This is a genomic window from Mycobacterium sp. PO1, from assembly GCF_017312405.1.
Classification (GTDB): Bacteria; Actinomycetota; Actinomycetes; order Mycobacteriales; family Mycobacteriaceae; genus Mycobacterium.
On sequence record NZ_BLTG01000078.1, the window covers coordinates 22556 to 44943 of the forward strand.

Annotated in this window: 22 protein-coding genes; 14 read left to right on the forward strand and 8 right to left on the reverse strand. The window is 68.5% G+C overall.

Features of this window, described 5'->3' with window-relative positions; translation table 11 throughout:
* Positions 1-17: 17 nt before the first annotated feature.
* The gene (locus J3476_RS22670; protein ID WP_207068595.1) at positions 18-422 is read right to left on the reverse strand and encodes a heme-binding protein; all 405 of its coding nucleotides are present in this window, start codon (positions 420-422) and stop codon (positions 18-20) included.
* Positions 423-719: 297 nt separating this feature from the next.
* Between J3476_RS22670 and J3476_RS22675 the strand changes: the two genes are divergently transcribed.
* Positions 720-1892 carry a N(5)-(carboxyethyl)ornithine synthase gene (locus tag J3476_RS22675; RefSeq protein WP_207068596.1) on the forward strand — a complete coding sequence of 391 codons (1173 nt, stop codon included), beginning with the start codon at positions 720-722 and terminating at the stop codon, positions 1890-1892.
* Here J3476_RS22675 and J3476_RS22680 read toward each other — a convergent pair.
* The gene (locus J3476_RS22680) at positions 1885-2688 is read right to left on the reverse strand and encodes a transglutaminase family protein (RefSeq protein WP_207068597.1); all 804 of its coding nucleotides are present in this window, start codon (positions 2686-2688) and stop codon (positions 1885-1887) included. The two genes, J3476_RS22675 and J3476_RS22680, sit on opposite strands and share 8 nt — an antisense overlap.
* Positions 2688-3161, reverse strand: a complete 474-nt coding sequence (locus J3476_RS22685; RefSeq protein WP_207068598.1) for a DUF5994 family protein — start codon at positions 3159-3161, stop codon at positions 2688-2690. Before J3476_RS22685 ends, J3476_RS22680 begins: the two co-directional genes overlap by 1 nt.
* Before the next feature lie 173 nt (positions 3162-3334).
* Here J3476_RS22685 and J3476_RS22690 point away from each other — a divergent pair, with 173 nt between their 5' ends.
* The 6 genes from J3476_RS22690 (at position 3335) to J3476_RS22715 (ending at position 9023) form a co-directional block, all read left to right on the forward strand.
* Positions 3335-3742, forward strand: a complete 408-nt coding sequence (locus J3476_RS22690) for a VOC family protein (protein WP_207068599.1) — start codon at positions 3335-3337, stop codon at positions 3740-3742.
* A complete protein-coding gene (locus J3476_RS22695) occupies positions 3739-4602 on the forward strand; it encodes a rhomboid family intramembrane serine protease (RefSeq protein WP_286183571.1) in 864 nt (287 codons plus the stop codon). The genes J3476_RS22690 and J3476_RS22695 overlap by 4 nt, the downstream gene beginning before the upstream one ends.
* A 5-nt stretch (positions 4603-4607) precedes the next feature.
* Entirely contained in the window at positions 4608-5318 is a 711-nt protein-coding gene (locus tag J3476_RS22700) for a beta-phosphoglucomutase family hydrolase (RefSeq protein WP_207068600.1), read from the forward strand.
* The gene (locus tag J3476_RS22705) at positions 5318-7672 is read left to right on the forward strand and encodes a glycoside hydrolase family 65 protein (protein WP_207068652.1); all 2355 of its coding nucleotides are present in this window, start codon (positions 5318-5320) and stop codon (positions 7670-7672) included. The genes J3476_RS22700 and J3476_RS22705 overlap by 1 nt, the downstream gene beginning before the upstream one ends.
* A gap of 98 nt (positions 7673-7770) precedes the next feature.
* On the forward strand, positions 7771-8046 hold the full coding sequence (locus tag J3476_RS22710) for a hypothetical protein (protein ID WP_207068601.1): 276 nt from the start codon (positions 7771-7773) through the stop codon (positions 8044-8046).
* An 89-nt stretch (positions 8047-8135) separates the two neighbouring features.
* Positions 8136-9023 (forward strand): DMT family transporter, encoded by an 888-nt coding sequence (locus tag J3476_RS22715; RefSeq protein ID WP_207068602.1) that lies wholly within the window; start codon positions 8136-8138, stop codon positions 9021-9023.
* A 5-nt stretch (positions 9024-9028) separates the two neighbouring features.
* Here the strand turns inward: J3476_RS22715 and J3476_RS22720 are convergent, their stop codons facing one another.
* Both J3476_RS22720 and J3476_RS22725 read right to left on the reverse strand, forming a co-directional pair.
* Entirely contained in the window at positions 9029-9592 is a 564-nt protein-coding gene (locus J3476_RS22720; protein ID WP_286183572.1) for a sigma-70 family RNA polymerase sigma factor, read from the reverse strand.
* Between the two features lie 113 nt (positions 9593-9705).
* The gene (locus tag J3476_RS22725; protein WP_207068603.1) at positions 9706-10143 is read right to left on the reverse strand and encodes a TIGR03668 family PPOX class F420-dependent oxidoreductase; all 438 of its coding nucleotides are present in this window, start codon (positions 10141-10143) and stop codon (positions 9706-9708) included.
* A gap of 160 nt (positions 10144-10303) precedes the next feature.
* On the opposite strand from J3476_RS22725, the gene J3476_RS22730 reads away from it, so the two are divergent.
* The 4 genes from J3476_RS22730 to J3476_RS22745 all read left to right on the forward strand — a co-directional run bounded on the left by J3476_RS22730 (position 10304) and on the right by J3476_RS22745 (position 14107).
* Complete coding sequence (locus tag J3476_RS22730; RefSeq protein ID WP_207068654.1) at positions 10304-11530, forward strand: ABC transporter substrate-binding protein; 1227 nt, start codon at positions 10304-10306, stop codon at positions 11528-11530.
* Positions 11449-12285 (forward strand): ABC transporter permease subunit, encoded by an 837-nt coding sequence (locus J3476_RS22735; RefSeq protein ID WP_207068604.1) that lies wholly within the window; start codon positions 11449-11451, stop codon positions 12283-12285. Before J3476_RS22730 ends, J3476_RS22735 begins: the two co-directional genes overlap by 82 nt.
* Before the next feature lie 74 nt (positions 12286-12359).
* Complete coding sequence (locus tag J3476_RS22740) at positions 12360-13058, forward strand: ABC transporter permease subunit (protein ID WP_207068655.1); 699 nt, start codon at positions 12360-12362, stop codon at positions 13056-13058.
* On the forward strand, positions 13055-14107 hold the full coding sequence (locus tag J3476_RS22745; RefSeq protein ID WP_207068605.1) for an ABC transporter ATP-binding protein: 1053 nt from the start codon (positions 13055-13057) through the stop codon (positions 14105-14107). The genes J3476_RS22740 and J3476_RS22745 overlap by 4 nt, the downstream gene beginning before the upstream one ends.
* A gap of 19 nt (positions 14108-14126) precedes the next feature.
* On the opposite strand, the gene J3476_RS22750 is transcribed toward J3476_RS22745, so the two are convergent.
* Complete coding sequence (locus J3476_RS22750; RefSeq protein ID WP_152519224.1) at positions 14127-14708, reverse strand: orotate phosphoribosyltransferase; 582 nt, start codon at positions 14706-14708, stop codon at positions 14127-14129.
* A 15-nt stretch (positions 14709-14723) separates the two neighbouring features.
* Positions 14724-15536, reverse strand: coding sequence for a HugZ family protein (locus tag J3476_RS22755; RefSeq protein WP_207068606.1), 813 nt, complete (start codon positions 15534-15536; stop codon positions 14724-14726).
* A 183-nt stretch (positions 15537-15719) separates the two neighbouring features.
* Between J3476_RS22755 and J3476_RS22760 the strand changes: the two genes are divergently transcribed.
* The 3 genes from J3476_RS22760 (at position 15720) to J3476_RS22770 (ending at position 20018) form a co-directional block, all read left to right on the forward strand.
* Positions 15720-16784, forward strand: a complete 1065-nt coding sequence (locus J3476_RS22760; RefSeq protein WP_207068607.1) for a hypothetical protein — start codon at positions 15720-15722, stop codon at positions 16782-16784.
* Positions 16785-16878: 94 nt separating this feature from the next.
* Entirely contained in the window at positions 16879-18666 is a 1788-nt protein-coding gene (treS, locus tag J3476_RS22765) for a maltose alpha-D-glucosyltransferase (RefSeq protein WP_207068608.1), read from the forward strand.
* On the forward strand, positions 18666-20018 hold the full coding sequence (locus tag J3476_RS22770) for a maltokinase (RefSeq protein ID WP_207068609.1): 1353 nt from the start codon (positions 18666-18668) through the stop codon (positions 20016-20018). Before treS ends, J3476_RS22770 begins: the two co-directional genes overlap by 1 nt.
* Positions 20019-20247: 229 nt before the next feature.
* Here the strand turns inward: J3476_RS22770 and glgX are convergent, their stop codons facing one another.
* Positions 20248-22359 (reverse strand): glycogen debranching protein GlgX, encoded by a 2112-nt coding sequence (gene glgX / locus J3476_RS22775; protein WP_207068656.1) that lies wholly within the window; start codon positions 22357-22359, stop codon positions 20248-20250.
* Positions 22360-22388: the final 29 nt, after the last annotated feature.

Consider the following 22388-nt stretch of genomic DNA (forward strand, 5'->3'; position numbering starts at 1 on the left):
GGCATCGATGCGTCGACTCAGCCGGCCATGAACGTGTTGTAGGCCGTCGCCAACTCGCCGGGCAGCACCGTCACGCCACAGGTGCGCTGCGTGTCACCGATCGGCGACAGGATGCCCCGCAGGTCGTAGTACTCGGCCGGGTTGGCCGTGAAATAGCCCCGCAGATTGGCCTCTGCCTCGGCATAGGGCTGATTCATCGCCGCGGTCACCACCTGGTTGGCGCCGGGGTGCCCGTCCAGGTAGGAGCGGGCCTGACCCGTCACCGAACTGACTGTGTCGGCGATGCCGCTGGCACTGCACTGCTCGGCCGTCGCGGCGCCCGCGGCGGGCGCGGCCACCGTGGCGGCGGCGAGGCCGCCGAACAGCGCGCCCGCCCCGAGGCCGGCGACGACGCGGCGCATTGCGGTTCCACTGGAATTCATGATCGATTCGTCCTTCGTGTCTTGGATCTCTGCATCCCCGCCCGACCCCAAAGTAGCCGAGATCCGCAGTGCCCAAACCGGTCTCATGATCAGCTGGCGGCGAACGCGGAAACGTTACAGCCCGTAGGGGTGATGTGCGCCTCAAAAACGGGTAATCACCCGGTGCAACAGCGCAATTCAGGTCACGGCAGTCTGAGAATCCTCAGGATCGGCCGGTTGTGCTTAATTGATCGTGATCTCGGATGCCCAAGGCGTCATTTTTCTGTCACAACCGTCGGCGGGGTAGGGTCTGGCCACATGCCAGTTGAAGAACCGGGCCTGCAGAGACGACAGCTCACTCTGGGCGTCCTTGCCCGCTCCGGCAAAGCCGACGAGCGCAGGCTGGCGATCCACCCGGAGCATTTCGGCCGCATCGACGAGGACCTGCGGCCGCGGATCCTCCTGGAGAGCGGCTACGGGGCCGACTTCGGCGCCACCGACGAGATGCTGGCTCCGTTCGTCGGGGGCATCACCACCCGTGAGGAGATCGTGGCCACGTGTGACGTCATCCTGCTGCCCAAGGTGCAGGCCGCCGATCTCACCGAATTTCGGCAGGGTCAGACCATCTGGGGTTGGCCGCACTGTGTGCAGGACCACGCGCTGACCCAGGCGGCCATCGACCGGCGGCAGACCTTGATCGCCTTCGAGGCGATGAACCACTGGCAGTCCGACGGCGGCTTCGGCCTGCATGTCTTCCACAAGAACAACGAGATGGCCGGCTACTGCTCTGTGTTGCATGCGATGGCGCTGGCCGGCATCACGGGGACCTACGGCCGCCGGCTGCGGGCGACCGTGCTGGGTTTCGGAGCCACCGCCCGCGGCGCCGTCACCGGGTTGAACGCGCACGGTGTCGATGACGTGCGGGTGCTGACCAACCGGGATGTCGCCGCGGTGGCCGCGCCGATCCCGTCCGTCCAGATGCTGCAGATGGGCTCCGACCCCGAGAGCCCCGACCGCATCTGGGTGGACACCGACGACGGTCGGCTCCCGGTGGCCGAACTGCTGGTGGACAACGACATCGTCGTCAACTGTGTGCTGCAGGATCCGACCGCACCGCAGGTCTTCGTGACCGAGGGCGACCTGGCCTCGTTCACACCCGGCAGCCTCGTCGTCGACGTCTCCTGTGACGCCGGCATGGGCTTCGAGTGGGCTCGGCCGACCTCATTCGCCGAGCCGGTGATCCAGGTGGCGAACGACGTGCTCTACTACGCGGTCGACCACAGCCCGTCCTACCTGTGGAACTCGGCGACGTGGGAGATCAGCGAGGCGCTGCTGCCCCACCTGGAGACGGTGCTGGCCGGACCGGCGGCCTGGGACGAGACGCCGACGATCGCCCGGGCGATCGAGATCCGGGACGGAACCGTCCGTAATCCCGCCATCCTGGCGTTCCAGCACCGGGACCAGGCGTACCCGCACCACGTACTCACGTGATCGACACGAGCTGATCGATCGCGTCGGTGGGCAGCTCGCCGTCGACGATGGCACTCACCGCCATCCGTTCCAGGCTGATCGCACCCCGGTGGTTGTCCAGAAACGCGATGTCGGCCGCATCACGTCCGGTCGCGATGCGCACCAGCGACTGCCGCGGCGCCAGCAGCGTCCCATCGACGACCCGCCGCTGGCCGTCGACGAATGCCTCGCCGACCGCGTGAAAGTCCATCGGATACAGGCCGGGCGCATACACCGAGACCACCCGCGCGGGGACGTTGACGGCTCGCAACATCGCGACCACCAGATGTGCGAAGTCGCGGCACACCCCGGCGCCGGCGAGCAACGTGTCCACCGCCCCGTCGATGGGGTCGCTGGAGCCGGGGACATAGTTCAGCCGGCTGCCCACCCAGGTCGACACCTTCTCCAGCAACGTCGCCGAATCCACGTAGCTACCGAACTCCGTTGCGGCGAATCCGTAGAACTTGTCCGCTTCGGCATAGCGGCTGGGGCGCAGGTACATCGACAGGTCGTACTCGGTGATGGGCGCCGGGGCGGTGCTGCCGAGGATGGTGGCAGAGTAGTTGACGCTCAGCTGCCCGCCCGCCACCTCGAGCTTGTGAATCCGGTTGCCGTGCACGCCGCTGATCTCGAGGGCGGTCACGGGGGCACCGTCGAGCACAAATGAGAGCGACTCCCACACCTGGGTACCCGGATGGGGCGCGACGGCGATCTGGAACTCCAATGTCGTCGGTGCGGTGACGTCGACCTCGAGTTCCGTCCCCACTACGCGTTTCATCACGCGGACAACGTTTTACGACCTCGTGGACCTCCAGCGAGGAGCAGCTCGACTGCTGACACGTCGTCGGTTTCCGCGGCGGTCATCATGATCTGGTGGGCATCGTCGGCGTCCGTCTGCGCCGGCACCACCAGCAGGTCGATTTCGTTGCCCCGACCGTCGAGTATTCCCACCGTGTGCAGCGGGTGACGGTGATAGCCGTCGAGACGGACCACCTGGTCGCCCATCCGTTGCTTGTGCACGGTTTCCGGCCAGTCCGCCACGTTGTAGGTCACCCTGGTCACTGCCCCAAGCCGTACCGACAACACCGTCACCAGGTCGGGCAGTTCGGCCGCGAGGTCGTCGCTGTGCGGCCACCACGCCCCGTCCACGTGGCCGGAGCGCGAGGTCTTGCGCTTGAGCCGCAGCCGCGGTGTGTGCTCCGGACCCGATGAGGACCGACCGCTGCCGTCGACCTTGTGTTGAGCTGTCATGAGAAGATCCCGCCTGGGCCGTCCAACGGCCCGCCTGATTCGGCGGCGACGCGAACTCAGTGGTCGCGTGCGAAAAACCTCCGGATGGTGCGAACTCTACCCCGCTTGGCATATCCGGCATATCCGGTGGGACGACCGGGCGACGGAAATGCTCGACCGCTAGCGTGGGGGACGTGAAGCTGGATCTGCTCTCCCCGGGTATCGAGGTCGGCCTGGTCACCACGAACCTGGAGCCGATGGTCGCGTTCTACGAGGGGTTCCTGGAGCTCGAGCCGCAGGGCGACATCGACTTCGAGGGCGGCACGCAGCGCCGCTACTCGCTCGGCGCGAACGTGCTGAAACTGGTCACCTACACCACGCCGCCGCCCGCGCCGGCAGCGCCCGGCGGCGGGCGGGTGCAGGCGGGTCTGCGGTACTTCACCATCGGTGTCAACGGGCTGCGCGCAATGGCGGCGGCCTTCGAGGCCTCGGAGTACGACGTCGTCGAGCCGCTGACGGAGTTCGCGCCGGTGCCGGGCATGGGCTGGATGTTCGTCGCCGACCCGGACGGCAACTGGATCGAACTCTTCGGAGTGCTGTGAGCATTCCCAACGAGGCGCCGCAGATCCCCACCTGTTACCGCCACCGGGACCGGCAGACCTATGTCCGCTGCACCCGCTGCAACCGGTTCATCTGCGGCGAGTGCATGCGCTCCGCCGCGGTCGGCCACCAGTGCCCGGACTGCGTCGGAGAAGGTGCCCGCACCGTCCGCCCGGCGCGCACCGCGTTCGGCGGCCGGCCGGGCCGCTCGGCGACCCCGGTGGTGACGTACACGCTCATCGGGGTCAACCTGCTGATGTTCCTGCTACAGAGCACGTCGGCAGGGTTGGAACGCGAGCTGGTGCTGTGGCCGCCGGCAGTCGCCGACGGCGAGCTGTACCGGCTGCTGACCTCGGCGTTCTTGCATTACGGGCTGACCCACATCCTGTTCAACATGTGGGCGCTCTACATCGTGGGCCCGCCCCTGGAAATGGCGCTGGGAAGGCTGCGGTTCGGGACGCTGTACTTCCTCAGTGCGCTGGGCGGCTCGGTGTTGGTGTACCTGGCGTCGGAGCTGAACGCGGCCACCGCCGGCGCGTCAGGTGCCGTGTTCGGGCTGTTCGGGGCGATGTTCGTGGTGGGCCGCAAACTGAACATGGACGTGCGGTTCGTCGTCGTGATCATCGCGCTGAACCTGGCCTTCACCTTCGTGATCCCGCTGATCAGCTCGCAGAACATCAGTTGGCAAGGTCACATCGGCGGGCTGGTGACCGGTGCGGCCGTCGCCGCGGCGTTCGCCTACGCGCCCCGGGCCAGGCGCGACCTCGTGCAGGCCGGTGCCGCGGTGACGCTGCTGCTGGTCTTCGCCGGGCTCATCTGGTGGCGCACGACTGAACTGCGGGCGCTGTTCGGGTTAGCGTGAACAGGATGCTGGGGCTACCCGATGACATCCGTGCCTGCCTTTTCGACCTCGACGGCGTCCTGACCGACACCGCGAGTGTGCACCGGCAGGCATGGAAAGCGATGTTCGACGACTACCTTCGTGCGCGCAGCGACCAGACCGGCGACGAGTTCGTGCCGTTCGACGCCGGCGCCGACTACGAGGAGTACGTCGACGGCAAGCCGCGGCTGGACGGTGTGCGGTCCTTTCTCGAGAGCCGGGGCATCACACTCGACGACGCAGAGGTCGAGAAACTCGGACAACGCAAGAACGACAGCTTCACCGACGTGCTGCACCGCGACGGGGTGGAGGTGTTCGAAGGGTCCCGCCGGTATCTCCAGGCTGCCGCCGATGCGGGGCTGCGCCGCGCGGTGGTGTCGTCGAGCGCCAACACCCGCGAGGTGCTCGAGTTGACCGGCCTGGACGCCTTCGTCGAAGCCCGCGTCGACGGGGTGACGCTGCGTGAGGAACACATCGCCGGCAAACCGGCGCCGGATTCCTTTCTGCGGGCCGCCGAACTGCTCGACGTGGCGCCCGCGCACGCCGCGGTGTTCGAGGACGCTATTTCCGGGGTGGCGGCCGGCCGGGCCGGGAACTTCGGTCTGGTGGTCGGTGTGGACCGGGTCGGACAGGCGGATGCGTTGCGGGACAACGGCGCCGACGTCGTCGTGGGTGATCTGGGGGAGCTGCTGTCATGATGATCGCCGACGAGGCCTTCCCCGTTGAACCGTGGCACGTCCGGGAGACCAAGCTGTGCCTGGATCTGCTCCCGCAGAGCGAATCGCTGTTCGCCCTGTCCAACGGCCACATCGGCATGCGCGGAAACCTGGACGAGGGGGAGCCTTACGGGCTGCCGGGGACCTACCTCAACGGCTTCTACGAGAACCGTCCGCTGCCCTACGCCGAAGCCGGTTTCGGCTACCCGGAGGAAGGTCAGTCGGTCGTCGACGTCACCAACGGCAAGCTGATCCGGCTGCTCGTCGAGGACGAGCCGTTCGACGTCCGCTACGGCGACCTGATGGCCCACGAACGGGTCCTCGACCTGCGGGCGGGCACCCTGCGCCGGACCGCGGAATGGCGCTCGCCTGCCGGTAAGCACGTGCGCATCGAGTCGACCCGGCTGGTGTCGCTGGCACAGCGGGGCCTGGCCGCCATCGAGTACATCGTCGAAGCCCTCGACGAGGATGTGCGCGTCACCGTGCAATCCGAACTCGTCGCCAACGAAGACCAGCCCGCTCCGTCGGACGACCCTCGGGTGGCGGCGCTGCTGGTCAAGCCGCTCGAGCCGGTGGACCACGAAGTGAGCGAACGTGGGGCGTCACTGATGCACCGCACGCGTGCCAGCGGGCTGATGATGGCGGCCGCGATGGACCACCTCGTCGAGGCGCCCGGCCGGGTCCAGCTCAGTGGTGACGCGGGCGACGACTGGGCACGCACCACGGTGGTGTGCGCTCTGAAACCCGGCGAAAAGCTGCGCATCGTCAAATACATCACCTACGGCTGGTCCAGCCTGCGGTCGCGGCCCGCGCTGCACGATCAGGCCGCCGCCGCCATCGCCGCCGCGCGGTACACCGGGTGGGACGGCCTGCTGAAGTCCCAGAGTGCCTACCTCGACGAGTTCTGGGACTGCGCTGACGTCGAGGTCGACGGAGACCCGGACTGTCAACAGGCGGTGCGCTTCGGGCTCTTCCACGTGCTTCAGGCCAGCGCCCGCGCCGAGCGACGCGCCATCCCGGGCAAGGGCCTGACCGGAACCGGGTACGACGGCCACGCGTTCTGGGACACCGAAGGTTTCGTGCTGCCCGTGCTGACCTACACCGCTCCGGGCTCCGCCGCCGATGCGCTGCGTTGGCGCGCCTCGACTCTGGACATGGCACGCGACCGGGCCGCCGAGATCGGCCTGAAGGGTGCGTGCTTCCCCTGGCGGACAATCCATGGCGAGGAGTGCTCGGGGTACTGGCCCGCGGGCACTGCCGCGTTTCACGTCAACGCCGACATCGCGCTGGCCTTCGAGCGCTACCGGGTGGTGACCGGTGACCAGTCGCTCGAACAGGAATGCGGGCTGCAAGTGCTCGTCGAGACCGCCCGGATGTGGATGTCGTTGGGCCATCACGACCGTCACGGTCGCTGGCGGATCGACGGCGTCACCGGTCCCGACGAGTACACCGCGATCGTGCGGGACAACGTGTTCACCAACCTGATGGCCGCCGAGAACCTGCGGATCGCCGCCGAGGCGTGCGGGCGGAATCCCGACGACGCAGCCGATCTCGGCGCCGGCAACGAGGAGATCGCCGCCTGGCGGGATGCGGCGGACGCCGTGCACATCCCGTACGACGAGGAACTCGGTGTCCACCCGCAGTGCGAGGGCTTCACCACGCTGCGGGAGTGGGATTTCACCGTGAGCAACGACTACCCGCTGTTGATGCACGAACCCTACTTCAGGCTCTATTCCTCCCAGGTCGTCAAGCAGACGGATCTGGTGTTGGCGATGCACTGGCAGAGCCACGCGTTCACCGACGAGCAGAAGGCCCGCAACGTCGACTATTACGAGCGGCGCACCACCCGGGACTCGTCGCTGTCGGCGTGTACCCAGGCGGTGATGTGCGCCGAGGTGGGCCACCTCGAGCTGGCGCACGACTACGCCTACGAGGCTGCGTTGATCGACCTTCGTGACCTGCACCGCAACACCAGCGACGGTGTGCACGTGGCATCGCTGGCGGGAAGCTGGACCGCGCTGGTCCAGGGTTTCGGCGGGCTGCGAGACGACGAGAAGATGCTGTCCCTGGACCCCCATCTGCCGCCGGGCATCACGCGGATGCGGTTCCGGTTGCGGTGGCGCAACTTCGGCGTCATCGTCGCCGTCGATCACGACACGGTCACCTACACGCTGCGCGACGGTCCCGAGGGGGAGCTGACCATCCGGCACGCCGGACAGGATCTCCACCTGGACACCCAGAAGCCCACCGAGGTCGCCGTGCGCCCGCGCCACCCGCTGCTGCCGCCCCCTCAGCAGCCGCCCGGCCGCGCACCGTTCCGGCGTAGCCGCGTGTAGCGCGGGCAGCGCGGAATGACCGCGGGTCGTTCGATGACCCAGGTGCGGTGAGGCCTGGTTACCCTGGTGCCAGCAGTCCCCGAGCGAAAGACGTGCAGATGAAGCTCCAGGTGTTGCCCTACGTCACCGTCGAGATCGACGACCGGGTCCGGCGACGTCTGCGTCTGCGCGGTGAGCGCCTGCGCATCACCCTGCGTGGCTACCTGCGCAGCGCGGCCGACGATGTCGACACCGCCGGGGACCGCGTGCGCGGCATGTGTGACCGCGCCGTCGACCGCGTCGACGCGGTGGTGGCCACCGTCAACGACAAGATCGCCCCGGAGCCCGCGGACCGGCCCACCCTCCGCGTGGTGGACGGCCGGGAGGCCTCCTAGCTGTACCTAGCCGACGGCCCGGCTGCGTCCGCCGCGCCGACATCCGACCGGAGTGGGCGACGCTCAGGCAAGTGTGCTGTCCTAGTCGGGTGATCGGCCAAGGTCTGACAGTGCTTCTGGCGCTCCTGGCCGCGGTGTTCCTCGCGGTCGGCATCGTCGTGCGACAGCGCGCCACCATCGACGTCCCGGCCGAGTACGGCGTGAGCGCCGTGATGTTCAAGACCCTCGTCCGCCGGCCGTTGTGGTGGGCCGGCACCGGGGCCGCGATCGCCGGATATGTGTTCCAGGCGCTGGCGCTGGCGACCGGGTCGCTGCTGCTGGTGCAACCGATCCTGGTGTCGGCGCTGTTGTTCGCGTTGCCACTGAGCGCGCGGCTGGCACGCCGGCGGGTCACCCGTGGCGAGTGGGCCTGGGCGGTGTTGCTGACCGTGGCACTGGCCGTGTTCGTCGTGCTGGCCAAGGCCAGCCCGGGCGACTATGCCGCGTCGCTGTCCACGTCGGCGATCGTCGCGGTGGTGTGCACCGTCGCGGTGCTGGCCTGTGTTGTCGTCGCGGTGCGTACCGCCGGCTGGCGGCGCGCGGTGTTGCTGGCCGTGGCGGTCGGTGTGCTGTTCGGTGTGGTCGCGGTGCTGACCAAGCTCGTCATGCACCTGCTGACCCATCAGGGCGTGCTGGCGGTGGTGACGACCCCGGTGTTGTATCTGCTGGCCGTGCTCGGGGTGATCGCGACACTGTTGCAGCAGTCGGCGTTCCACGCCGGGTCCCTGCAGACCTCGGTGCCCACCATGCTGGTGCTGGAGCCGATGATCGCGGTACTTCTCGGGGCGGTGGTGCTGGGCGAACACCTCGACGTGGGGCGGTGGGACGCCGTGGCGATCGCGGTGGCCACCGCGGCGATGGTGGCGGGCACGATCGCGCTGGGTCGCGACGAAGGCGCCTACGAAGAGGAACTCGAGGCCGCGATCGCCAAGTCGTAGCGGGATCAGGCCGCCGCGCGCTCGGCGAGCGCCCGGCGCAGCCGGATGCGGCCTCGATGCACGCGCGACATGACGGTGCCGAGCGGCACCTCGGTCAGCGCGGCGATCTCTTTGTACGTGCGGCCCTCGACGTCGGCGTGATACACCGCGGTCCGATACGTTGCGGGCAGTCCCCGCATCGCGGCAGCCACCCGCTGGTCTCCGGCCCGTGCGAGCACCTCGTCCTCGGCCGAGCCGGGGCCGGCGGTGCGGCGCGCATGGGTGAGCAGCTGAGGGTCGCTGAACTCGTCGGTGAGCCACAGTGTCGGGCGGTGCTGTTGCCGGCGGTAATTGTTGCGGTGCGTGTTGACCATGATCCGGTAGAGCCAGCCCGACAGGTTGGTCCCCCGTTGGAACGACCCGAACGACGCGTACGCCCTGGCAGCGGTGTCCTGCAACAGGTCCTCGGCGTCGGCGTGGTTGCGGGTCAACGTGAATGCGTGGCGGTACAGTCCGTCGATCGCCGGCACCGCGTCGCGGGCGAAGCGTGTGGTGAGGTCGTCGTCATGGGCAAGACGCATGGTGGTCATCGGGGCTCCTCGGCGGGCGGAATCGGATGAACCAACTCTGTCGCTGGGCATCTCGGATGTCTGCCCGGTTGACCTCCATTCGCGTTCCGGACTGCCCCCGCCTGAACTTCCGGCTAACCCCCCTGCCAGGACGACCAGCGCCGGACCGCGACGGTGACCACCGGGCCGTCCAGTTCGACGCGTTGGTACTGGGGGTACTTGGCGCGCAGGGCGGCGTATCCGGCGGCGACCTCGTCACCGCGCAGGTGGATCGTGGCGGTGCCGTCGACGCGCACCCACCAGAGCCGGTTCCAGTCGTCGTCGTAGTGGTCGACGAGCAGGCTCACGGACGGGTTCGCTTCGATGTTGGCCAGTCGGCGCAGCCGCCTGGTCGACTTCGGCTTGGCGTCCACAGCGGTGTACAGCACGTCGGTGCGGCCTTCGGGCATCGCGAACACCACCGGCACCAGGTGCGGTGCGCCGTCGGCGCCGACCGTGCCCAGCACCGCGACCGGCGAGCTCGAGAACCGCACTGGCGCATCGAACCCCGCTGCTGCATCGAATCCCGACATGAGACCAGGGTAGGGTCACCACCGGCGCACCGGGCGGGTCGAATTCATTCACCGAGACGTCGAGCCCCGGTAACCCGGCCGACACCCCACGGCCGTCCGACCATCGGAAGGTTCGGCAGTGATTCTCTCGACGATCTCGTGCGGAGCCCGGCTGGCCCGGATGGTGGGTGTGGTGACAACCGGTGCACTGCTCGTCGGCGCAGTGGCCTGCGCACCTCCGGAACGCGACGGCTCCGGAACCGAGACACAGTCCGGGGTCGAGGCCGGGCAGACGACGTCGGCCGCGGACTTCGGTGGGATGGCCGAGCTCGTCGAAGCGGCCCAGGCCGAAGGCGAGCTGAATGTCATTGCGCTGCCGCCGGACTGGGCCAACTACGGAGCCATCATCTCGGCCTTCTCCGACAAGTACGGCATCAAGGTCAACTCGGCGCAGCCGGATGCGTCCAGCCAGGACGAGATCAACGCCGCCAACCAGCAGAAGGGGCGCAGCAGCGCACCCGATGTGTTCGACCTGGGCCAGGCAGTGGCGCTGGCCAACACCTCGATGTTCGCGCCCTATCGGGTCGAGACGTTCGACGACATCCCGGCGGCGTTCAAGGATGCCGACGGCACCTGGGTCAACGACTACGGCGGCTACATGTCGATCGGCTTCGACTCGGCCGCCGTGCCGCCGGTCACGGGTGTCGACGACCTACTCGAACCCGAATACCGGGGCAGCGTGGCCCTCAACGGTGACCCGACTCAGGCCGGAGCCGCGTTCTCCGGGGTCATGATGGCCGCGTTGTCGCAGGGCGGGTCGGCCGACGACATCGCCCCCGGTGTCGAGTTCTTCGCCCAACTCAACGAGGCAGGGAACTTCCTTCCGGTCGACCCGACACCGGCGACCATCGAGTCCGGGCAGACACCGGTCGTCATCGACTGGAACTACACGAACGCCGCGCAGACGAAGAAGCTGCCGTCCTGGACCGTCGTTGTCCCACCGGACAACCCGGTCGCCGGCTACTACTACCAGGCCATCAACAAGGACGCTCCGCACCCGGCGGCCGCCCGGTTGTGGCAGGAGTTCCTGTACAGCGACGAGGGGCAGAACCTGTTCGCCGAGGGCGGGGTTCGCCCGGTCCGCGCCGACAACATGCTCGCCGACGGGACGCTCGACCCGGCGGTGGCCGCGGCGCTGCCCGTCGTGGACGGCCCGGTGACGGTGCCGACACCGCAGCAGACCGAGGCCGCGTCGAAGTACCTCGCGGACAACTGGGCCGCGGCTGTGGGCCGAGGGTGGTCATCTCCGGTCGCCGCGCCGCGCGGATGCTCCGGGAAGCATTGCCGCTGTTGCCGTTCGGCATCGTCGTGGTGGTGTTCCTCATCATCCCGACCATCACGGTGCTGATCGGCGCGGTCTACGCCGACTTGGTGTTCACACTGGACCGGATCGCGGCGCTGTTCACCCGCACGGCGCTGTCCGCGCTGACGAACAGTCTGCTGCTGTCCGCGATCAGCGCGCTGGTGGGCGCCGCGGCGGGAGCGGTGCTGGCCTGGTTGATCGTCAGCGCTGCGCCCGACTCGACGTTGCGGCGGGCGGTGCTGGCCCTGTGTAGTGTGCTGGCCCAGTTCGGCGGCGTGGCACTGGCTTTCGCGTTCCTGTCCACCGTCGGTGTGAACGGCGTGCTGACATTGTGGGTGCAACAGCTCACCGGGTGGAACCTGGCCGGGTCGGGATGGCTGTACAGCCTCGGCGGACTGGTGTTGGTGTACACGTACTTTCAGATCCCGCTGATGGTCATCGTGTTCACCCCGGCTCTCGAAGGGTTGCGCAGCCAGTGGCGCGAGGCGGCCGTCAGCCTGGGTGCGTCGACGTGGGCCTACTGGCGCGACGTCGCCGTGCCGCTGTTGAGGCCGGCGTTCCTCGGTTCGGTCCTGCTGTTGTTCGCCAACGCGTTCGCCGCATACGCCACCGCGGCGGCACTGGTCAGTCAGGGCAGCCTGATCGTGCCGCTGCTCATCCGCACCGCTCTGACCAGCGACGTAGTACTCGGGCAGGCCGGATTCGCGTATGCGCTGGCGTTGGAGATGATCGTCGTCGTGGCGGTCGTCATGGCCGCCTACCGCCTGGTGGTGCGCCGCAGCGACCGGTGGCTGTCGTGACCGCCGGTGCGCGGTGGACGCGAAAGGTGTTGTGGGTCGGCTTCGGGCTGTTCTTCCTGTTCCCGCTGTACGCGATGGCCGACTTCTCCACCCGGAACCGGGACGGGCGAACGTGGCAGGCGTGGGCGAACCTGGTGCACGACGAGGCGCTGTACGACGCGATCGCGGTGTCGGTGCTGTTGGCGGTCCTGACGGTGGCCGGGATGCTGAGCGTGCTGGTGCCGACCATGATCTGGGTGCGGTTGCGGGCCCAGTGGGCCAGGCGCCCGGTCGAGTTCCTGTGTCTGCTTCCCCTGACGATCCCGGCGCTGGTGATCGTGGTCGGGTTGCGCAATGTGTATCTGTGGGTGACCTACCTGCTGGGTGAGTCGCCGTTGACGCTGGCGTTCGTCTACGTGGTCGTCGTCCTGCCGTTCGCGTACCGGGCGCTGGACGCCTCGCTGTCCGCTGTGGATCTGCGCACCCTCACCGAGGCGGCCCGCTCGCTGGGGGCCGGGTGGTTCACCGCCACGCTGCAGGTGGTGGTGCCCAACATCTGGCCGGGCATGGTGTCGGCGGCGTTCATCTCCACCGCGGTGGTGCTGGGTGAGTACACCATCGCCTCGCTGAGCGGATACCAGACCCTGCCGGTGCAGATCGTCCTGCTGGGCAAGAGCGACGGCCCCACCTCGGTGGCCGCGTCGCTGGCGACGCTGGTGTTCGGCTTCGTGCTGTTGTCGGCGCTGTCGCTGCTCACTCGGGGGCGCCGTAGAACCGCATCGGGGGTCCGATGAGCCGCGGCGAGGACGGCGGTCAGGCCCTCGATGTCGACGAACTCACCCGCGTCTACGGAGACTCACGAGCCCTCGACGGCCTGACCCTGCACATCCGGCCCGGTGAACTGGTGGCACTGCTGGGCCCGTCCGGGTGTGGGAAGACCACCGCGCTGCGGATCGTGGCGGGGTTGGACGAGGCGACGTCGGGGACGGTGTCGGTGGCGGGGGTGGACCTGCACCGGACGCCGGCGAACCGCCGCGACATGGGCATGGTGTTCCAGGCCTACAGCCTGTTCCCGCATCTGAGCGTGCTCGACAACGTCGCGTTCGGGCTCAAGATGCGTGGCAGGGGCAGGCGGGAGCGACGGAAGCGCGCGGCGCAGATGCTCGACCTGGTTGGGCTGGCCGCCTACGCCGACAGGTACGCCACCGAGTTGTCGGGGGGGCAGCAGCAGCGGGTGGCGCTGGCCCGGGCGCTGGCGATCGAACCGCGGGTGTTACTGCTCGACGAGCCGCTGTCGGCGCTGGATGCCAAGGTGCGCGTCCAGTTGCGCGACGAGATCAGGCGGGTCCAGTCGGAGGTGGGGACCACCACGCTGCTCGTCACCCACGACCAGGAGGAGGCGTTGGCGATAGCCGACCGGGTCGCGGTCATGAACAGGGGTCGACTGGAACAGGTGGCCGAGCCCGCACAGCTGTACGCCCACCCCGCGACGCCGTTCGTCGCCGACTTCGTCGGCCTGAACAACAAGGTGCCCGCACACGTGTCCGGCGGCCGGGCGACGCTGCTCGGAGTCGGCGTCCCGACGCTGCCGGGGTCGGTGGCCAACGGCGCCGGCACGGCTCGCGTCCGGCCCGAATCCCTCACCGTGAGTGGTGATCCCGCGGGCTCGGCCACGGTCGCCTCGGTGGCGTTCCTCGGGGCCGTCTCCCGGGTCGCGATCACGCTCGCGGACGGCGTGGCGCTGACGGCCCAGATGCCGAGTTCGGCTGCCCGGCGGCTGGCGCCCGGCGACCGCGTCACCGTCGGAGTGGAACCCGACGGCGTCCTCGTGGTTCGTGACTGAGTCGTCCGCGACTGAGGTATCAGACGTCGCGAACGGGCTCGATGCCCAGGTCGCGGTAGCTGACCAACGCGACGAAGGGGACACCGCGGGCGGCGAAGCGGCCGGCGGCGATGTCGCCGCGGTCGACCATCGGAATGACGCCGGCAACCACGGCGCCCAGCGCGGTCACGCGCTCGAGGGCGATCTCGGTGGAGCCGCCGGTGCTGATGACGTCGTCGACGAGCAGGACCCGGTCACCCGCCTGCAGGCGCGTGCCCTCGATCCACTGCTCCCGGCCGCGCTGCTTCTGTTCCTTGCGCACGGAGAACCACGCCTTGCCCGTGACCATTGCGACGCCGTGTGCCAGCGGGTCGGCACCCATGGTCAGTCCCCCGACGGCGTCGTACTCGATGCCGTGGGCCGAGGCGAGATCGGCGACGGCGCGGCTGACCACCGCCAGGCGCTCTCCGGTGTCGACGGCGTACTTGCCGTCGATGTAGTCGTGGCTGAGTTGGCCGCTGGCCAGCCGGAACGGTTCGGCGCGGTGCTCGTGTCCGCGGTCGCGGATCAACTCGAACGCCGCCTGCCAGGTCTGCGGGCGCGGAGGGTTGTGCTCAGCCATGACGGGGATGGTAGTTCAGCCCCGGCGCGCCCGTTGCGCCAACTCGACCGTGGCCGAACGTAATTCGTCGATCGAATTGATGGGGCCGGCGTATCCGATTCGGGTGTAGGCCATCCCGCGATCGGTGTCCAACCGCAGGTCCAAGCCGTATCGGTCGGCGCTGGTGCAGGTCGCGGCGACGGTGTCGGGATAGCCGCCCAGCGTGCGGGCCATCGCCACCAGGCTGTCGGCATGGTCGGCATTGAGGTGCGCCACCGCACCCGCCGCCCGCGGGGTCACCGGATCCGGTTCGGCGGCGGCGTAGTCCGGGCCCGTCGTCGAATCCATCCGGCCGTAGCCGCCCACCCAGCGCACCCGGGACACCCGCAGCACCCACAGCGTGAAGTCGCTGTAGTCGATGTAGTACCTCGCGGCGGCGACCGCGCCCAGGTGCGCGGCCCGGGCGGCGTCGCGTTCGTCGCCGACGGGCTGCTCGACGTGCCCGGCGAGCGTGACCCTGCCACTGGCCAGCGGGTCGGCCTGGCTGCTGGGGGCGACGATCGCCAGGCTGGCTCGCGGGTCGTGGGCGAGGTTGCGGCCGTGCTCGGCCAGGTTCGACACACACAGCACCGGTGCCCCGCCCAGCAAGCCGTAGGTGACGAACGACGCCCACGGGTCCCCGTCGGCGGTCAGCGAGGCCAGGGTGCCGGTGTTGGTGGCTGCCGCGATGGTTCGCGCCTCCTCGGCCGCCGATGGGCGCCGGGTGTCGGCGGGTTCGGTCAGCGCAGGGGGGACGGTGGGTGCGTCGCCGGGATCACCGTGGTCGCGTGTCGGGCCTGCGGAGCTCACCCCCGGCACGATAGCGGGTGGCCGGATCGGGTCGGCGTGGCGCCGAAACAAAATGACGCGGACGTCGATTGATCGTCTCCCGTCAGCAACTGCACTCAGCGGATTCGGCGGTGCGGATGTGCGAGAATCTCGGTGAGAACACCGACCTGCCGAGCAACCGATCCGGGCAAGAATTGGGGCACCATGGGCGAGCCTTCGTTGCGCGCCGCCGCGCTCGCCGGTCTGGTCTCGGCAGGTCTGTTGATCGCCGGCCCGGGCGCGGCGCCGGCCGTCGCGCAGCCCTCCGATTCCGGAACCAGCAGCCAGGGTTCCGACAGTGCCGGTGACGGCTCGGGGGAGGACAGCACCGCCAGCAAAGCCGACGCGGACGATTCCGTCGGGGATGACGACGGTGATGTCGGGGAATCCGGCGACTCCGATCCGCCGACGATCCGCTCCGATGCACTCGACGATGCCGAAGATGCAGTGGACTTCGAAGACGACGACCTCGTACTGGCCGACGACGAGGACGCCGCAAGTGAGCGCGGCGGCTCCAGCCGCGGTCCCGTACCGCCGTCGAAAACCCCGCGGATGTTCGACTACAGCAACTCCTCGATCACCATGAGGATCCCGGTACCTCGCCTGCCTGCGGCCGACGAGATACCCGCCGGGACGTGGCCGACGGTCTCGTCGTTCTACACGACCGTCGAGGTCTCCGTACCGACCCTGCAGGGGTTCCTCCAGTCGCTGGTCGTCAACCCCACGCCGGCCCCGCCGGGACCATCCATCCGCACCCAGGAGGAGGAGCCCGTCGTCGACGCGGCGACCGGCACGACCACCGCGGGCGGCGGAGGCGGCGGCGTGATGTCCGAAGCCCCGGTGATGCGCGCACCGCTCGTGGTGGCGGTGCCCCGCGTCGCCACCGTGGGCGGGCAGGGCGCCCGGCCGGTCGAGGCGGTCGCCGCTCCCGCGCCCGGTGTCACACAACCCGGCACCGCCGGTGTGCGTACCCCGGTGATCCGCGGCTCGCTGCCGCCGAGCGCCGAATCGGCACCGCAGTCGGTGTCGACCCCGCTGTCCGGCCCACCCGCCCGGTTGGGATATCCCCGCGCACTGACCAACCCGACGCTGGCCGAGTTGGCCGCGGTGGCCCTGCCCGGCGTCGCGGGACTGCTGCTGCTGACGTTCGGCGGCGGCGTCATCGGATACCGGCAGGCCAACAGTCTCCGATACGTGCGCACACCCGGCGCCGAACGCTTCCTGCCCTGACCCGCATCGGCGCGGGCCGGGTGCTCGGGTGATCTGATTCTCGCTCCGCTCGGGTGATTCATTTCCGCCAGACCTGGGTAGGTTGGAAACACCTATGGACGACAGCACTCGCACCCGCTCAGCAGGCCCGGCGGAGGGCAGCCACGTCGAAGACGGGGTAGTCGAACACCCGACCGCGGAAGACTTCACCCACGCGCGCGCCCTCCCTGAGGACCGCGTGTGGTTCAAGAAGGCGGTCTTCTACGAGGTTCTGGTTCGCGCCTTCTACGACTCCAACTCCGACGGCATCGGCGACCTACGCGGCCTGACCGAACGAATGGACTACATGAAGTGGCTGGGCGTGGACTGCCTCTGGCTGCCGCCCTTCTATGACTCCCCGCTGCGCGACGGCGGCTACGACATCCGCGACTTCTACAAGGTGCTGCCCGAGTTCGGCACCGTCGAGGATTTCGTCGAGCTGCTCGACGCCGCACACCGCCGCGGCATCCGCGTCATCACCGACCTCGTCATGAACCACACCTCCGATCAGCATCCGTGGTTCCAGGAATCCCGTCGTGATCCCGACGGCCCCTACGGCGATTTCTTCGTCTGGAGTGACACCAGCGAGCCCTACCCCGATGCGCGGATCATCTTCGTCGACACCGAGGAGTCCAACTGGACGTTCGACCCGGTGCGGCGGCAGTTCTACTGGCACCGGTTCTTCTCGCACCAGCCCGACCTGAATTACGACAACCCTGCGGTGCAGGAAGCGATGATCGACGTGCTGCGGTTCTGGCTGGACCTCGGCATCGACGGCTTCCGCCTCGACGCGGTGCCCTACCTGTTCGAGCGGGAGGGCACCAACTGCGAGAACCTGCCCGAGACCCACGCCTTCCTCAAGCACTGCCGCAAGGTCATCGACGACGAGTTCCCGGGCCGGGTGCTGCTCGCCGAGGCCAACCAGTGGCCCGCCGATGTCGTCGAGTACTTCGGGGACCCCGAGACCGGCGGCGACGAATGCCACATGGCGTTCCACTTCCCGCTGATGCCCCGCATCTTCATGGCGGTGCGCCGCGAGTCGCGCTTCCCGATCTCGGAGATCCTCGCCCAGACCCCGGACATCCCGGAGATGGCGCAGTGGGGGATCTTCCTGCGCAACCACGACGAGCTGACGCTGGAGATGGTCACCGACGAAGAGCGCGACTACATGTACGCGGAGTACGCCAAGGATCCGCGCATGAAGGCCAACGTCGGCATCCGCCGGCGCCTGGCGCCGCTGCTGGACAACGACCGCAACCAGATGGAGCTGTTCACCGCGCTGCTGCTGTCGCTGCCCGGTTCGCCAGTCCTGTACTACGGCGACGAGATCGGGATGGGTGACATCATCTGGCTGGGCGACCGCGACGCGGTGCGCACCCCGATGCAGTGGACCCCCGACCGCAACGCGGGATTCTCCACCGCCACCCCAGGGCGGCTCTACCTGCCGCCCAATCAGGATGCGATCTACGGCTACCAGTCGGTCAACATCGAAGCCCAACGCGACACCTCGACCTCGCTGCTGAACTGGACCCGCACGATGCTGTCCATCCGCCGCCGGCACGACGCGTTCGCGGTCGGGTCATTCCGCGAGTTGGGCGGCACCAACCCGTCGGTGCTGGCGTATGTGCGCGAACTGGAGCAGGACGGCCGCACCGACGTCGTGCTGTGTGTGAACAACCTGTCGCGTTTCCCGCAGCCCATCGAACTCAACCTGCAGGCCTGGAACGGACACATCCCGGTGGAGATGACCGGTCACGTCGAGTTCCCCCGCATCGGCAATCTGCCCTATCTGCTCACCCTCCCCGGCCACGGCTTCTACTGGTTCATGCTGCGACCCGACCCCACCGAGGGAGGTGAGCAGTGATGACCGTCGACAATCTGCCCTTCGCCGACTGGATCGTCAGCCAGCGCTGGTACGCCGGGCGCAGCCGAGAACTGGCCTCCGCACGACCTTCGGCCGTCACCGCGTTGTCCGACGGTGTCGAACTGGTGCTGCTCGACGTGGCCTACACCGACGGCGGCGCAGAGCGTTACCAGGTGCTGCTGCGCTGGGGCGCCGAGCCGATCGACGAGTACAGCGACGTCGCCACCATCGGAACCGTCGAGGGACCCGACGGGGAACGGGTGGCCTGCGATGCGCTCTACGATCCCGACGCGGCGCAACAGCTGCTGTCCCTGATCGATTCGTCGGCCTCCATCGGTGCTCTGCGCTTCGAGAAGGAACCCGGCGCCGACCTGCCTACGACCACTGTTCCGCGCATGGCGGGAGTCGAGCAGAGCAACACCAGCGTCATCTTCGAGGACCGGGCGGTGCTCAAGGTCTTCCGTCGCCTCACCCCCGGCATCAACCCCGACATCGAGCTGAACCGGGTGCTGGCCCGGGCGGGCAACCCACACATCGCGCCGCTGCTCGGCTCGTATGAGACCGCCTGGGATGCGGCGGGTTCGCAGCCCTGTGCGCTCGGCATGGTGACCGAGTTCGCCGCCAACAGTGCCGAGGGCTGGGACATGGCCACGGCCAGCACGCGCGACCTGTTCGCCGAGGGCGACCTCTATGCCGACGAGGTCGGCGGCGACTTCGCCGGCGAGTCCTACCGGCTGGGTGAGGCGGTGGCCTCCGTGCATGCCACGCTGGCCGCCGAACTCGGCACGTCCACCATGGATTTCCCGGTCGACACCGTGCTCGAGCGGCTGCAGTCCGCCGCCGCATCCGTGCCCGACCTGGGCGGGCACGCCGCCCTGATCGAGGAGCGGTACCGCAAGCTCGCCGGCCAGCAGATCACGGTGCAGCGGGTGCACGGCGATCTGCACCTGGGGCAGGTGCTGCGCACGCCGGAGAACTGGCTGCTGATCGACTTCGAAGGCGAGCCGGGACAGCCGCTGGAGGAGCGGCGCAGGCCCGATTCCCCGTTGCGCGACGTGGCCGGCGTGCTGCGATCCTTCGAGTACGCCGCCTATCAGCGGCTGGTCGACCTGTCCGCCGACCACGAGCGGGACCGGCAGGTTGCCGCGCGGGCACGGGAATGGGTCCAGCGCAACAGCACCGCGTTCTGCGAGGGCTACGCGGCGGTGGCCGGAACCGACCCCCGCGAGTCGGGTGAGGTGCTGGCCGCCTACGAACTCGACAAGGCGATCTACGAAGCCGCGTACGAGGCCAAGTTCCGGCCGTCCTGGCTGCCGATCCCGATGCGGTCGATCCAGCGCATTCTCGGTTGATCCGCGGAGGTCGAGAGCAGAGCTGGCAACCGTGACCGCCGGGTAGGTCCCCGCCGCTCTTCGGCTCCTACTCCGGCCCGCCCGGCCGGCGGCAGTCGGGAACCCGACGCCGACTCGGCGGTCACGGTTGCACAGCATCTTCAAGCTAACACACAGCGCGCCGAAAAACGCTGAACTGGGTTGCTAAGCGCAGTGTCGCGCAACGTCTTTCAGGTGGCCGGTGCTCGGGCTACTCGGGGATGGCCTCGAGGACGACCAGTCCGCGCGCGGCGACCTCGAAGGTGGCCGACGCCTTGAGGGGCTTCGCGTCGTCGGGCACCACCCCGGTCGCCGTGTCGATGAGGGGGCGCCACTGCGGCGCGAACTTCTTCTTCGGCGCCTTGAACTTGATCGGCTCATAGTGGGCGTTGAAGAACAGCAGGAACGACGCGTCGGTGACCCGGATTCCGCGCAGGTCCATGTAGGGAATGGCATTGCCGTTGAGGTAGACCGCGATCGACTTCGCGTAACCGGTGCCCCAGTCCTCGCTCGACATGACCGAGCCGTCCGGGTTGAGCCACAGGATGTCGGGCAGTCCGCCGGCCTCGATGGGCTGCCCGGTGAAGAACCGGCGCCGGCGGAACACGGGATGCGCGGTACGCAGCTGTGACACGGTGCGGGTGAACTCCATCAGATCGGTGTCCGCCGCCGACCAGTCCACCCAGGACAGCTCGTTGTCCTGGCAGTACACATTGTTGTTGCCCTGCTGGGTGCGGCCGAGTTCGTCGCCGTGCGCGATCATCGGGACACCCTGCGACAGCAGCAGCGTGGTAAGGAAGTTGCGTTGTTGCCGGGCGCGCAACGCATTGACCTCGGCGTCCTCGGTGGGGCCTTCGGCGCCACAGTTCCAGGACCGGTTGTGGCTTTCCCCGTCGTTGTTGTCCTCGCCGTTGGCCTCGTTGTGTTTCTCGTTGTAGGAGACCAGGTCCCGCAACGTGAAACCGTCGTGGGCGGTGATGAAGTTGATCGAGGCGACGGGTCGGCGCGCGGTGTTCTCGTAGAGATCGGCCGAGCCGGTGAGCCGGGAGGCGAACTCGTCGAGGGTGGCGGGCTCGCCGCGCCAGTAGTCGCGCACGGTGTCGCGGTACTTGCCGTTCCATTCCGTCCACTGCGGCGGGAAGCCGCCGACCTGGTACCCGCCGGGTCCGACGTCCCACGGCTCGGCGATGAGTTTGACCTGACTGACCGTCGGATCCTGCTGGACGAGTTCGAAGAACGTCGACAACTTGTCGACGTCGTAGAACTCCCGGGCCAGCGTGGAGGCCAGGTCGAAACGGAACCCGTCGACGTGCATCTCGGTCACCCAGTACCGCAGCGAATCCATGATCAGCTGCAGCGAATGCGGGTGACCGACGTTGAGGCTGTTGCCGGTTCCGGTGTAGTCCATGTAGTAGCGCTTGTCGTCGTCGACGAGGCGATAGTAGGCGGCATTGTCGATGCCCCGCATCGACAGCGTCGGACCCAGGTGGTTGCCCTCGGCGGTGTGGTTGTAGACCACGTCGAGGATGACCTCGATGCCCGCTTCGTGCAGCGTGCGCACCATGGTCTTGAACTCCTGCACCTGCCCGCCGGGGTTGGGGTTGGAGCTGTACTTGGAGTCCGGGGCCAGGAAACCGATGGTGTTGTAGCCCCAGTAGTTGGACAGGCCCTTGTCGACGAGGGTCGAGTCGTTGGCGAAGTGGTGCACCGGCATCAGCTCGATCGCGGTGATCCCCAGCGCGACCAGGTGGTCGATGATGGCCGGGTGGGCGACCGCGGCGTAGGTGCCGCGAATCTGCTCCGGGATGTCGGGGTGCGTCTCGGTGAGGCCTTTGATGTGGGCCTCGTAGATGACGGAGTCGGCGTATTCGTGGCTGGGCGGGCGGTCCACCCCCCAGTCGAAGTACGGGTTGATGACCACGCACTTGGGCATGCTGGCCGCCGAGTCGTCATCGTTGCGGCTGTCGGGGTCGCCGAAGTTGTAGCTGAACAGCGACTGGTTCCAGTCGAACGTCCCGTCGATGGCCTTGGCGTAGGGGTCGAGCAGCAACTTGTTCGGGTTGCAGCGCACGCCGGCCCCGGGGTCATAGGGGCCGTGGATGCGGTAGCCGTAGCGCTGCCCGGGCTCGATGTTGGGCAGAAAACCGTGCCAGACGAATCCGTCCACCTCGGGCAGCGTGATGCGGGTTTCCGTGCCGTCCGCGTCGAACAGGCACAACTCGACCAACTCGGCGGCCTCACTGAACAACGCGAAGTTCGTGCCGGACCCGTCGTAGGTGGCGCCGAGGGGGTAGGCCTTGCCGGGCCACGGCTCGACAGCCATGACGTTGCCCGGTGAGCTGGCGATCTCGG